The sequence below is a fragment of the Propionicimonas sp. genome (assembly GCF_049840635.1).
GTDB lineage: Bacteria > Actinomycetota > Actinomycetes > Propionibacteriales > Propionibacteriaceae > Propionicimonas.
The window spans coordinates 776259-788421 of record NZ_JASGKL010000005.1 but is presented as its reverse complement, the minus strand read 5'-3'; the positions used below and the strand labels follow the sequence as shown (position 1 = coordinate 788421).

Below are 12163 nucleotides of genomic sequence, written 5' to 3'. Positions count from 1 at the left end.
CGTCGGCGGCGCTCGCGGCCGCGTGCCGGGACTTGGTTCTCCCGATAGGCTTGTGGGACCGGTTCTGTGGAGCAGGCCGGGAAAGATTCAGGAGTTGAGGAAATCATGCCGCTGGGCAAGGTGCGTTACTACGACGCCGAGAAGGGCTTCGGCTTCCTGTCCAAGGACGAGGGCGGGGAGGACGTCTACGTGCGCGCGTCCGCACTGCCCGCGGGCGTGACCACCCTCAAGCGCGGCCAGAAGGTCGAGTTCGGCGTGGTGGACGGGAAGAAGGGCGAGCAGGCCCTGTCCGTGCGGCTGCTGGAGGCGCCGCCGTCCCTGTCCAAGGCCCAGCGGAAGTCCCCCGAGCAGATGGCGATCATCGTCGAGGACCTGATCAAGATGCTGGACGGCGTGGGCAACGGCTACCGCCGCGGCCGCCACCCCGACCCCAAGCTGGCCGAGAAGACGGCGGCCGTGCTGCGCGCCGTCGCGGACGAACTGGAGCTGTGAGGGTGGCTGCGACGCTGGAACTGGACGCGGCGTGCGCCGAGGCCGTCGACCTGGCCAGGGCTGCGGCCGTCCGCCGCGCCGGGGTGATCGAGGTCGGTGAGCACCGCGGCGTCGTCGCGGAGGACGTGCGGGTGGCCACCCACCTGTTCGAGTGCACCCACCCGGGCTACCCCGGCTGGGTGTGGTCGGTGACGGTCGTGCGGGCCTCCCGGGCGCGGGTCGTGACGGTCTCGGAGGTGACGCTGGTCCCCGGCGAGGGCGCGCTGCTCGCGCCGGCCTGGGTGCCGTGGGCGGACCGGGTGGGGCCGAAGGACCTCACGCCCGGTGTTCTGGCGCCCGCCGAGCCGGACGACGTCCGCCTCGAGCCCGGCTACACCGGCGGGGAGTTCGCCGCGGACGCCGACCCGGCCGAGGCCAGCCAGACCCGCGCGCTGGTCGCGGAACTGGGCCTGGGCCGCGAGCGCGTCCTCTCCGTCGAGGGCAGGGACGACGCCGTCGAGCGCTGGCTGGACGGCCCCGGCGGGTCCGACAACGCGATGACGCAGCAGGCGCCCGGCCTGTGCGAGACCTGCGGCTTCTTCGTGGGTGTCACCGGGGCGCTCGGGCGCGTGTTCGGGGTCTGCACCAACGAGCTGTCGCCGTCCGACGGCACCGTGGTCAGTCGGGCGCACGGCTGCGGCGGTCATTCCGACGTGGTGGCCCCGAGCAAGGGCGTCGACCTCTCGCTCCCCGTCTGGGACACGATCAGCATCGAAGAGGGCATCTTCCACTGATCCACACCCGGGTGTGCGTGGTGTGAACCGCGAGCGACGGGTCCGCCGGTGGCGGTCAGGACAGGGCGCGCCGCGGCGTCGTCCCCGGCTCCTCCTCGCCGGCCGGTTCCTCCGCGTCCGGCCCGTCGGCCTCGAGCACGGTGGTGGCGGCACTGTCGTCGAGCGGAATGTCCCCGCCGCTGCGACGCCGTGACTTGCGGAACAGCCCGAACGCCAGGCCCAGCAGGCCGATCACCGTCCCGGTGACGGCGACGCCGAGATACCAGCCCCTCTCGGTCGCAGCGAGCTGCGGATAGGTCCACCAGCAGACCGCGACGCCGACGGCGAAACCGATCGTCCCCGCGGTGACCACGGCCAGCCCGTCGGGGTCCAGCGCGCGCACGGGGGCCTGCACCATCAGCGGCCGGTGCGGGTGGTTGTTCTGGCTCACGGACACCACGATAGGGCCCGGCTCTGCGCCCCTACCATTCCGCCATGGCGAACCCTGGCACGACATCGGCGGCTCCAGCCCCACAGACCAACAAGACCATCGACAACTGGTTCGAACTCACCAAGCGTGGCTCGACCATGGGCCGCGAGGTCCGCGGAGGCCTGGTGACCTTCTTCACCATGGCCTACATCATCATCCTCAACCCGATCATCATCGGCACCCAGGTCGACGTGAACGGCAACCTGATCACCGGCGTGGCCCCTTCCGTGGACGGCGCGGTCGCGACATCGATGGCGATGGTGGCCGCGGCCACGGCGCTCATCGCCGGCATCATGACGATCATCATGGGCGTCTACGGGCGCTTCCCGATCGCCCTGGCGACCGGCCTCGGCCTGAACGCGCTGGTGGCCTACACGATCGTCAAGCAGATGACCTGGCCGCAGGCCATGGGCCTGATCGTCTGGGAGGGCGTCCTGATCACCATCCTGGTGCTCACCGGCTTCCGCAAGGCGATCTTCGACGCCGTTCCCCGCTCCATGCGGTCCGCCATCTCGGTCGGTATCGGCCTGTTCATCGCCTTCATCGGCCTGGTCGACGGCGGCGTCGTCCGCGCCGGCTCCGGCACCCCGGTGCAGCTGGGCGTCTACGGCAGCCTGCTCGGCTGGCCGATCGCGATCTTCCTGATCGGCCTCGCGCTGATCGTCGCGCTGTACATCCGCAGGGTGAAGGGCGCGCTGCTGATCGCGATCCTCGCCGCCACCGTGATCGCCGTGATCGTCCAGGCAGTGCTGAACCTTCCGCTGATGAAGGACGCCACGGGCGCGACCGTGAACCCCACCGGCTGGATCCAGAACCTCCCGGCACTGACCAGCGGCTTCTCGCTGCCCAACCTCGGCCTGCTGGGCCGGGTCGACCTGTTCGGCGCGTTCACCAGCGCGGGCAGCGCGGGCGCGATCATCGGCATCCTGTTGCTGATCTTCTCCCTGCTGCTGAGCGACTTCTTCGACACGATGGGCACGATCGTCGCCGTGGGCGCGGAGGGTGACCTGCTCCAGGAGGACGGGAACCCGCCGTACACGCAGGAGATCCTGCTCGTCGACTCGGTCGCGGCCATCGCCGGCGGTGTCGGCTCCGTCTCGTCGGCCACGTCCTACATCGAGTCGGCGTCCGGCGTCGGCGAGGGTGCGCGCACGGGCATCGCGTCCGTGGTGACCGGCCTGGCGTTCCTGCTCAGCTTGTTCCTCGCCCCGCTGGTGGAGATCGTGCCCGCAGAGGCGGCCACCCCCGCACTGTTCTTCGTCGGCTTCCTGATGATGTCGCAGGTCGTCCACGTGAACTGGGAGGACCCGGAGGAGGGCATCCCGGCGTTCCTCACGATCGTGCTGATGCCGTTCACCTACTCGATCACGACGGGCATCGGCGCGGGCTTCATCGCGTTCGCCCTGATCAAGGCGCTGAAGGGCAAGGCGAAGGACGTCCACCCGCTGATGTGGGTGGTCGTCGCGGCCTTCGTCCTGTACTTCGGCCAGGGCATCATCACCGGCCTGATCGGCTGACCACGAGGGCGGACGCGACCGCTCCGCCCACGGCACGAAAGAACCGTCCCCCCGTACCCGTTACGTGGGGACGGTTCTTTCGTGCCCTGCACGTTGGGGACGGTTCCTGTCGTGCCGCGCCTCAGGATCGACCGCCGGGATCCCGGCGTCCGGTGCGGTTGGTCGTCTCCCGGAGATCCCGGGTCAAGCCCGGGATGACAGCAGCAAGCCCGGGATGACAACAGGGGTCACCAGTCATCGTGACGGTCACGCCCCGCCCGGCCCTTGTCATCCCGGCGGAGGCCGGGATCTCGGCGTCCGGTGCGGTTGGTCGTCTCCCGGAGATCCCGGGTCAAGCCCGGGATGACAAAAGGCGCCCGACCCCGCAGCGACCGACCGCTCACTGGAGGGCGGACGTGAGCCTCGCGAGGTTGTCCAGCACGGTTGAGTGCAGCGGCTGCTGCTGCCACTCCTCCAGCGTCAGTTCCCTGGACGCGGCGCGGTAGTCGGCCTCCACCTCGCGCAGTTGCGCCACGAACTCGCGTCCGCGGACGAGCATCGAGATCTCCAGGTTGAGGCCGAAGGAGCGCATGTCCATGTTGCTGGAGCCGATGATCGCGATCTCGTCGTCGATCGTCATCGACTTGGAGTGCAGGATGAACGGACGTCGGTACATCCAGATCCGCACCCCGGCGCGCAGCAGCGCCTCGTAGTAGCTGCGCTGGGCGTGGTAGACCATGGCCTGGTCGCCGATCTCGGACACGAAGAGCTCCACCTGCAGCCCCCGCTGGCAGGCGGTCGTGATCGCGACCAGCAGGCCCTCGTCCGGGATGAAGTACGGCGAGACCATGATCACCCGCTGCTGCGCGGCGAAGAGCAGGCTCGTGAACAGCTTCAGGTTGTTCTGGTACTCGAAGCCCGGCCCGGACGGCACGATCTGCGCGTCCAGGCGGCCCGCGCGGGCGGGGAGGCGGTCGAGCCCGACCTCCTCGGTGAGCACCTCGCCGGTCTCGCTGTACCAGTCGCCGAGGAAGACCGCGTCGATGCTGGCCACCACCGGTCCCTGCACGCAGACCATCAGGTCGACCCAGTGCAGGCCCCGGCGCAGGTTCGCCGGCAGGTTGTAGGTGGAGTCGGTGAGGTTCTGCGAGCCGGTGAACGCGAGCCGGCCGTCCACGACGAGCAGCTTGCGGTGGTTGCGCAGGTCGGGCCGCTGGTAGCGGCCCTTGAGCGGCTGGACGGGGAGCATGAGGTGCCACGCCGCACCCATCCGGTCGAGCCGCTCGCGCGTCTGGCGGTAGTAGGGCTTGCTGCGGTTGGCCCAGTGGTCCATCAGCACGCGGACCGTGACGCCGCGGTCGACGGCCTCCTCGAGCGCATCGAAGAACACCCCGGTCGTCTCGTCCGCCTGCAGGATGTAGAACTCCACGTGGACGTACGAACTCGCGCCGCGCACGGCGTCCGCCATCGCCTGGATGCTGTCCTCGTAGCCCGGGTAGAGCTGCGCGGCGTTGCCGCTGGACAGGGGCAGTGCCCCCAGGTTCCGGTTGAGCCTCACCACGGAGGTGAACGACTCGGGAGCGTCCGGCAGCGGGGTGCCGAAGTCGACGTCCGCGGTCACCTCGCGGATCGCTGCGTTGATCTCGTCCTGCCGGGTCCGGCGGGTGCGGGGGAGCCGCGGGTTGCCGATCAGCAGGAACAGCAGGACGCCGATCTCGGGGATGAGGAAGATCGCGAGCAGCCAGGCCATCGCGGCGGTGGGACGCCGGTTGCGTGGCACGATCACCACGGCGGCCACCCTGATGGCCATCTCGAGGACCAGGAGGGCGACCACCCACCACGTCCCGTTGGCGCTGAAGTACCGCACCTGTTCCCGCCCCCCTGTTCAGTGGCTGCTCAGCGTAGCGGGGCTCCGCTCGTGTGCGGTGGCGACCAGCACCGGACCCCGCGACGCGAGCTCAGGCGCGGAGGACGGCGACGAGGTCGGGCGCTGCGCGATCCTGTTGGCGGGCGTCGGCGGCCCACCCGGGGAACCGGTCCAGCCAGGCGAGGATGGTCCCGGCCACCTCGCGGGTGGATGCGTCGAGCCGGTCCAGGGCCGAGCGCCAGGCGTCCGCGAGGTCGAGCGCCTGCTCGTGGCTCGCCCAGCCCGCGACGACGCCCGGCGCCGGCAGCAGCGTGATCTCGAGGTCGGTGCGCAGCAGGCTCCGCAGGCTGTACCGGGCCGGCACCTCCGCCCGCGCCAGCGCGAAGTCGAAGTCGTTGAGCTGGGCCTCCGTGCAGTCCCTGCCGATGCTGTCCCGGGCCAGGACGTCGATCCACGCCTCCAGCAGCGTCCAGCAGGCGTCGAGGCGGTGCGGCGGCACGTGGCGTCCCGACAACACCGCGTCGACGTCGGACCCGCTGGGGACGTCCGGACGCAGGACGGGGGCGTCCGGCGCGCGGCGCAGGACCGGACCGAGCTTCCCGAGCAGGCCGGGCAGCGCGGGCGTCGATCCGCCGAAACGGTCGGCCGCGACGGCCCTCAGGGCCGTGGAGGTCTCGTCCGAGGCGCCGAAGATGCCGCGGACCTCGGCGATCGAGATGGCGTAGAGCCGCACCGATCCCATGCACCCAACGCTAACCGTCCGGCATAGATTTGTGGATGTGAACCCGCGATCCCGCCGCCTCATCGTCAGCGGAGCGCTGGTGCTCCTGCTCATGCTGGTGGTGCTGGGAACCGTGCTGGGGGTGGGACGGTAGGCTCCGGGCCATGATCGTGGCAGTTCGTCGAGTCCTGGCCGTGCTGGCCGTGGCACTGGTCGCCGCACTCGGCGTCGCAGGCACCCCCGCTCTGGCCGAGACGCCCAGTCCCACCGCGACGGCGACCGCCGTCGCGACCGCGGACGCCACCAGTTCCGCGAAGGAGACCGGGACGGCCAAGGCCACCGGCACGGCGAGCCCGATCACTTCCGAGGACGACACCTCGGACTCCGACGACACCGCCGACACCACTCCGGACAACTCCCGCCAGCTGTACGCCATCGGTGCCGCGGGCGTGCTGGCCCTCCTCGCCGCGCTGGTCGTCTTCCTGCGTCGCCGCTGAGGCGTCGCCGGCCGGCATCCGGGTGGACCGGGAGGAACCGTCCCCGACGATCCACCGGGCCTCAGGCGAGTTCGTTCAGGTCGATCGGGACCCGCCGGAACACCTCAGCGAAGGACGCGAGCACGCCGGCATTGGGGTTCGGCACGGAGAACACGCCCAGCCGCGGCAGCCCGGTCAGTGCGCCCAGCGCCGGATGGCCCAGCACCGCGTGGACCGCGCTCCGGTCCCCACCGGTGGCGAGCGCCTCCAGCCGGTCGGCGGCGGGGAGCAGCACAGCCACCGCGTCGTCGGCGGCAGCGTCGAAGGACCGGGTGCTCTGGTTGGCCCGCCGGCGGGCGTACCGCTGCTGCGACCAGCCGCCGGCCTTCGTGCGCCCCTGCACGTAGTGGCTGCCGTGGCGTCCGTCCTGCAAGGTGGTGCCGGCGAAGACCCCCACGGCGTGGGCCTCGCGGCGGGCGATCAGCACCCCGACCACCCGCGGACGCGTCGCACTCTCCACCAGCGCGGCCAGCGGGTCGGGAGACTCCGCCGTCGGCCAGGGCGTCCTGATCCGGGCCCGCGCGCCGTCGGGAGAGCGCAGGACGACCGCGTCCCCCGCGTTCTCGACCGCGGGTGCGCCATGGCGGAGGCTGAAGCCGTCGAGCCAGCCCGCGAGCCGTTCGGGGGCGACGCCCACGGTTCGCCACCCCTGTGGTGCTCCCATGGCTATAGTCTGGCAACGAACCGCCGGGAGGAGAGCATGACCGACCTCATCGACACGACTGAAATGTACCTGCGCACCATCTACGAGCTGGGGGAGGAGGGTGTGCCTCCGCTCCGCGCCCGCATCGCCGAACGCCTCAAGCAGAGCGGCCCCACCGTCTCCCAGACCGTCGCACGAATGGAGCGCGACGGCCTGGTCAGCGTGCACCCCGACCGCCATCTCGTCCTCAGCCCGAAGGGGCTGGAGCTCGCCACCAGGGTGATGCGTCGGCACCGGCTCGCCGAGCGGCTGCTGACCGACGTGATCGGGCTCGAGTGGCCGCTCGTCCACGAGGAGGCCTGCCGCTGGGAGCACGTGATCTCCACCGACGTCGAGCGCCGGCTGGTCAGCATCCTCGACCACCCGGTCAGTTCGCCCTACGGCAACCCGATCCCCGCGCTGGAGGAACTCGATGTCGCACCGGCACCGGAGGGCTTCCTCGACGGGACCGAGCTCCTGTCGCTGCGCCTTGCCGACGGGAAGGCGCACCAGGTCGTCGTGCTGCGGATGAGCGAGCACCTCCAGAACGACCCGCGGACGCTGGAGGCCATCCAGGCGGCCGGCGCGCTGCCCGGAACGCCGGTGCGCGCCTCGCTGGTCGGCCACCACCTCCTGCTCGGCGCGGACGATCGAGAGGTCGCCCTGCCGGCGACCACCGCCGACCACATCTTCGTCGGGCTGGACTGAGCCGGACGCAGCACTGCGCGCGACCGCCTCGTCCCGTGGGTGGGACGTCTGACGCGCCCGCGAGCGGGAATACCGGGCGGGTCCTGCCGCGTTCAGCACGTGTAACCCGAGACCCGAAGGAATGACCCACATGGCAACCATCGCCCTCACCGAGGCCGAGTTCGGCGACACCATCAAGGACAACGGCATCGTGTTCGTCGACTTCTGGGCGTCGTGGTGCGGCCCGTGCCGCATGTTCGGCCCGGTGTTCGAGGCGGTCTCGGAGACCAACCCGGACGCGGTGTTCGCCAAGGTCGACACCGACGCCGAACGTGGCCTCGCCGGAGGGCTGGGCATCTCGTCCATCCCGACCCTGATGGCCTTCCGCGACGGCTACCTCGTCTACCGCGAGGCCGGGGCGCTCAACAAGAGCCAGTTCACCCAGCTCGTCGACCAGGTGAAGGCCCTCGACATGGAGAAGCTGGTGGCCGAGGCGGAGGCCGCGAAGCCCGCCTGACGAAACCGTCCGGAGCGTCGTGTCCCCCTTAGGGGTGACACGACTGTTCCGGCCACCTATACTCGAAGAAGGTTCCTGCCCCATCCCCCCGGGCAGGAACCATCTACTTTCCCGGGGCGGTTCGGCGGCCGGGCCTACTTCGCCGGAGCTCCCGGGTGGTGCCGGGACAGCAGCACCACCCCGGTGAGCGCCACCGCAGCGAAGACCAGCATCAGCGTGATCGCCACCGTGTCGCCGCGCAGGAGGGCGCCCTCGCCGAGGACCGTGATCCCGAAGACCACGCCGGCGATCGGGGCCCCGGCGTTCAGCCCACCGACCACGATCTCCGCCGCTCCCGCGGCGTAACCCTGCTGGATCCACACCCCCGCCAGGGCGATCCCGACCACGATCGCCGCGACCATGAACCAGAACGTGGCCGAACCCTGCCACGGCTGGGTGGCGAGGTAGGCGCCGATCGCCTTGGCGAGCCCCGACTCCATCCCGTAGATCACGGACGCGGCCAGGGCCCAGGCGAGGCACCGCCAGGCCAGCGGCCCCTTCGCGCCGACCAGGGCCAGGGCGAGGGCGATCGCGAAGCAGACCAGCGGGCCGGTCACCAGCAGGTCGTTGCGCAGCACGGGTGCGTCGGTGGCGTGCGCGATCGCCACCCACGCGACGGCGACCGTCCCGACGAGGGTCATCGCCGTCCCCGTCCACATGCCGCGGCTGACCGTGTTCTTGTGCACGCGCGCGGAGAGCAGGATCGTCCACGGCACCGCGAGCGCGCCCAACGGCTGGACGACGGTGACCGGCGCGAGCTGGAGGGCGGCCACCTGCCCGACGGCGCTCAGGCCGAGCAGCGCCAGGCCGGCCAGCCAGACCGGGTTCTTGACCACCGCGAGCAACTGGCGACCACCGAGCGCCTCCTTGTCCGCGGAGGACTCGTCCGCGACGGCCAGGTGCTGGACGACCGAGGACGCCGCGAAGGCGACGGACGCGAGCAGGGCCAGGACGACGGCCATCGTGATGTTGGAATGCATGCAACCCCCAGGACGACGAGGATCGGCGCCCGGAGCGTATCGATCACGCGGAACGGCAGGGTGGGACGTCGTCCGGGTCACCCGTGCACGGTGAAACCGTAGCGGTTCGCGCGCCGGATGGTCGGCGCCGAACACTCCGTGTCCGAGGCCCGTCCACGTCGGGGGCCGCCACGAGCGCGACGTCCGCCCGGGGCTGGCGGCGTGGCTGCGCCCCGGCCTAGAATTCAGGTCAATCGATTTAGCTGGCTCCCGCGAGCGAATTCCGGACGGTCGGCGTGCCGCCGGCGACAACCTGAGGAGTGCACATGGACGTGAGCTTCCCCGACGTTCCCGACCTCGCCGCCGTCCCCACGGGTGACATGCCGGGGGACAAGGTGCAGATCGGGGAGGGCCACGTCGACAAGGCGCGGGCGATCTTCCCGGAGCTGTGGCGGCAGCTGGAGCCGCTCCTCGCCGACGGCGGACGCGCGGTCGTGGCGGTCTGCGGCGGGTCGGGCGTGGGGAAGTCCGAGACCGGCTCGCTGCTCGCGTACGGTCTGAACGCACGCGGCGTCGGCGCCTACGTGCTGTCGGGGGACAACTACCCGCGGCGGGTCCCGTCCGCCAACGATGCCGAGCGGCTGCGTACCTACCGGGTCGGCGGCACCCGTGGCCTGGTCGCGGCCGGCCTGTACGACGACCGGGTGCGGGAGGAACTCGCCGCGCTGCAGGCGTCCGATGGGGACGCGGACCGCGCGCAGGTCGCGTCCCACCCGTGGCTGTCGACCTACCAGCGGGCCGCCCGGAAGGCACTCTCCGGCTACCTCGGCACGCCGGAGGAGACCGACTTCGACGAGGTGAGCGGCATCCTTGCCGCCTTCCACGCCGGCGCGCCCGCGCTGATGCTCAAGCGGATGGGACGCACGCCCGACGAGCTCTGGTACGACGCGGTCGACGTCCGCGACGTGCGCGTGGTCGTGATCGAGTGGACGCACGGCAACTCCGACCACCTCACGGGCGTCGACATCCCGATCCTGCTGAACAGCACGCCGAAGGAGACCCTCGCGCACCGGCGCGCCCGGAGCAGGGACGGCGCCGTCGACAGCCCCTTCACCACCACCGTGCTCGAGCTCGAGCAGGCGATGCTGCACGCCCAGGCGCCGAAGGCCCGGATCATCGTCTCCAAGGCCGGCGAACTGCTCGACTACCCCGGCTACCTCGCCGCCATGGGTGCCGACCTGCCGGGCGCGGGCCCGATGCTGAACGTCTACCCCGACAGCATCGGCGGCACCCTCGCCGACGTGGTCGCGTTCGTGCGGAGTCCCGAACTGGCGGACGTGTTCAGCTCGGCCTACCTGCTGCCCAGCGTGTTCAACACCGACCTCGACCGCGGCTTCTCCGTGATCGACTACAGCCTGTCCGACCGGTTCGCCACGCGCGCCGACCTGGACGCGCTCGCCGAGGCCGGCATCGACCTGAAGTTCGACTTCATCCTGAACCACGCCTCGGTACTGTCGCCGCAGTTCCAGGACATCCTCGCCCGCGGCGAGCGGTCGGAGTACGCCGACTTCTTCATCGACTGGAACGCCTTCTGGGCCGGCCACGGCGAGCTCACCGCGGAGGGCTTCGTCCAGCCGGACCCCGAGCTGATCCGGGACATGTTCTTCCGCAAGCCGGGGCTGCCGATCCTGATGGTGCGCCTTCCCGACGGGACGGAGAAGCCGTACTGGAACACCTTCTACCAGGAGGTGCGCTACACCGCCCCGGACATCCAGGAGCTGATCCGGGCCACCGGCCTGCAGTACGGCAGGGCCGAGGTGCTGGCCGGGCGGGTGGCGTCCGCGCTGGCGGAGGGTCTTCGCCCGGGGGAGGCCGACTTCACCGGGTACGCGGACGTGAGGGACGCGGTCGTCGACCTCGTCGAGGGCCGGCGGACGTACCTCGGCCAGATGGACCTGAACATCGCCAGCCCGCTGGTGTGGGACTTCTACGCCGACACCCTCGACCGGCTCGCCGGGTACGGCGCGCAGATCGTCCGGCTGGACGCGTTCGCGTACGCGCCGAAGGAGCCGGGGGCGAGGAACTTCCTGAACGACCCGGGCACCTGGGACCTGCTGGCGAAGGTGAAGGAGCTCGCCGACCGGCGGGGGCTGATCCTGCTGCCGGAGATCCACTCGACCTGGGCCGAGGGCATCCACGAGGTGATCGCGGGCAAGGGGTTCATGACCTACGACTTCTTCCTGCCCGGGCTGCTGATCGACGCGATCGAGCGTGCGGACGCGTCCGTCCTCAAGCGGTGGATCGCCGAGCTGCGGGACAAGGGCATCCGCACGGTGAACATGCTGGGCTGCCACGACGGCATCCCCGTCCTCGACCTGCAGGGGCTGCTGGAGGAGGACCGGATCCAGGCGCTGATCGCGACCATCGTGGGTCGGGGCGGCTACGTGAAGGACCTGCACGGCGCGAAGAACGTGTACTACCAGGTGAACGCGACGTACTACAGCGCGCTGGGGGAGCGCGAGGACCGGCTGCTGCTCGCGCGCGCGATCCAGCTGTTCATGCCGGGCAAGCCCCAGGTCTGGTACCTCGACCTGTTCGCCAGCGCCAACGACCACGCGGCGGTCGAGCGGGCCGGGGCAGGCGGCCACAAGGAGATCAACCGGACGAACCTGTCGGCGGCCGACGTGGCCGCCGGCCTCGGGCGTCCGGTCGTGCAGCGGCAGCTGGAACTGCTGCGGTTCCGGAACACGTTCGGCGCGTTCGGCTTCGCTGCGTCCTGCGAAGTGGCCGACACCGACCCGGACCGCCTCGTGATCACCTGGCGCAGGGACGGTCTCGCCGCGACGCTGGACGCCGACCTGGCGTCCGCGTCCTTCACGATCACGGCGACAGAGCTCGACGGCACCACCCGCACCATCTGAGCCA

At 70.9% G+C, this 12163-nt stretch carries 12 protein-coding genes; 7 read left to right on the top strand and 5 right to left on the bottom strand.

The genetic code is table 11. From position 1 onward, the window contains the following. Positions 1-105 precede the first annotated feature (105 nt). Together QM779_RS09605 and QM779_RS09600 are read left to right on the top strand one after the other, a co-directional pair. Positions 106-492, top strand: coding sequence for a cold-shock protein (locus QM779_RS09605; protein ID WP_428534587.1), 387 nt, complete (start codon positions 106-108; stop codon positions 490-492). 2 nt (positions 493-494) lie between these two features. Continuing rightward, positions 495-1265 (top strand): DUF3027 domain-containing protein, encoded by a 771-nt coding sequence (locus tag QM779_RS09600; protein ID WP_428534585.1) that lies wholly within the window; start codon positions 495-497, stop codon positions 1263-1265. Positions 1266-1320: 55 nt separating this feature from the next. On the opposite strand, the gene QM779_RS09595 is transcribed toward QM779_RS09600, so the two are convergent. Continuing rightward, positions 1321-1695 carry a hypothetical protein gene (locus QM779_RS09595; protein ID WP_428534583.1) on the bottom strand — a complete coding sequence of 125 codons (375 nt, stop codon included), beginning with the start codon at positions 1693-1695 and terminating at the stop codon, positions 1321-1323. A 44-nt stretch (positions 1696-1739) separates the two neighbouring features. Here QM779_RS09595 and QM779_RS09590 point away from each other — a divergent pair, with 44 nt between their 5' ends. Beyond that, positions 1740-3251: an NCS2 family permease gene (locus QM779_RS09590; RefSeq protein WP_428534581.1), complete on the top strand. Its 1512-nt coding sequence runs from the start codon at positions 1740-1742 to the stop codon at positions 3249-3251. A 379-nt stretch (positions 3252-3630) separates the two neighbouring features. Here the strand turns inward: QM779_RS09590 and cls are convergent, their stop codons facing one another. Together cls and QM779_RS09580 are read right to left on the bottom strand one after the other, a co-directional pair. Next, positions 3631-5097, bottom strand: coding sequence for a cardiolipin synthase (cls, locus tag QM779_RS09585; protein WP_428534579.1), 1467 nt, complete (start codon positions 5095-5097; stop codon positions 3631-3633). Positions 5098-5188: 91 nt separating this feature from the next. Beyond that, the gene (locus QM779_RS09580) at positions 5189-5839 is read right to left on the bottom strand and encodes a DUF7691 family protein (RefSeq protein WP_428534577.1); all 651 of its coding nucleotides are present in this window, start codon (positions 5837-5839) and stop codon (positions 5189-5191) included. Between the two features lie 143 nt (positions 5840-5982). Between QM779_RS09580 and QM779_RS09575 the strand changes: the two genes are divergently transcribed. Continuing rightward, positions 5983-6315, top strand: coding sequence for a hypothetical protein (locus tag QM779_RS09575; RefSeq protein ID WP_428534575.1), 333 nt, complete (start codon positions 5983-5985; stop codon positions 6313-6315). Between the two features lie 61 nt (positions 6316-6376). Here the strand turns inward: QM779_RS09575 and QM779_RS09570 are convergent, their stop codons facing one another. Next, positions 6377-7018 carry an acVLRF1 family peptidyl-tRNA hydrolase gene (locus QM779_RS09570; RefSeq protein ID WP_428534573.1) on the bottom strand — a complete coding sequence of 214 codons (642 nt, stop codon included), beginning with the start codon at positions 7016-7018 and terminating at the stop codon, positions 6377-6379. A gap of 36 nt (positions 7019-7054) precedes the next feature. On the opposite strand from QM779_RS09570, the gene QM779_RS09565 reads away from it, so the two are divergent. Both QM779_RS09565 and trxA read left to right on the top strand, forming a co-directional pair. Beyond that, on the top strand, positions 7055-7744 hold the full coding sequence (locus tag QM779_RS09565; RefSeq protein ID WP_428534571.1) for a metal-dependent transcriptional regulator: 690 nt from the start codon (positions 7055-7057) through the stop codon (positions 7742-7744). A 130-nt stretch (positions 7745-7874) separates the two neighbouring features. Beyond that, positions 7875-8240, top strand: coding sequence for a thioredoxin (trxA, locus tag QM779_RS09560; protein WP_428534569.1), 366 nt, complete (start codon positions 7875-7877; stop codon positions 8238-8240). Positions 8241-8374: 134 nt separating this feature from the next. On the opposite strand, the gene QM779_RS09555 is transcribed toward trxA, so the two are convergent. Further along, positions 8375-9259, bottom strand: coding sequence for a DMT family transporter (locus QM779_RS09555; protein ID WP_428534567.1), 885 nt, complete (start codon positions 9257-9259; stop codon positions 8375-8377). 305 nt (positions 9260-9564) lie between these two features. Here QM779_RS09555 and QM779_RS09550 point away from each other — a divergent pair, with 305 nt between their 5' ends. Then, complete coding sequence (locus QM779_RS09550) at positions 9565-12159, top strand: sucrose phosphorylase (protein ID WP_428534565.1); 2595 nt, start codon at positions 9565-9567, stop codon at positions 12157-12159. Positions 12160-12163: the final 4 nt, after the last annotated feature.

What these genes read in the sequence shown, in the direction of transcription:
- QM779_RS09605 (WP_428534587.1), top strand. Translation starts at nt 106, where the DNA reads ATGCCGCTGGGCAAGGTGCGTTACTACGACGCCGAGAAGGGCTTCGGC.
- QM779_RS09590 (WP_428534581.1), top strand. Translation starts at nt 1,740, where the DNA reads ATGGCGAACCCTGGCACGACATCGGCGGCTCCAGCCCCACAGACCAAC.
- QM779_RS09580 (WP_428534577.1), bottom strand. Translation starts at nt 5,839, where the DNA reads ATGGGATCGGTGCGGCTCTACGCCATCTCGATCGCCGAGGTCCGCGGC.
- QM779_RS09575 (WP_428534575.1), top strand. Translation starts at nt 5,983, where the DNA reads ATGATCGTGGCAGTTCGTCGAGTCCTGGCCGTGCTGGCCGTGGCACTG.
- QM779_RS09570 (WP_428534573.1), bottom strand. Translation starts at nt 7,018, where the DNA reads ATGGGAGCACCACAGGGGTGGCGAACCGTGGGCGTCGCCCCCGAACGG.
- QM779_RS09565 (WP_428534571.1), top strand. Translation starts at nt 7,055, where the DNA reads ATGACCGACCTCATCGACACGACTGAAATGTACCTGCGCACCATCTAC.
- trxA (WP_428534569.1), top strand. Translation starts at nt 7,875, where the DNA reads ATGGCAACCATCGCCCTCACCGAGGCCGAGTTCGGCGACACCATCAAG.
- QM779_RS09555 (WP_428534567.1), bottom strand. Translation starts at nt 9,259, where the DNA reads ATGCATTCCAACATCACGATGGCCGTCGTCCTGGCCCTGCTCGCGTCC.
- QM779_RS09550 (WP_428534565.1), top strand. Translation starts at nt 9,565, where the DNA reads ATGGACGTGAGCTTCCCCGACGTTCCCGACCTCGCCGCCGTCCCCACG.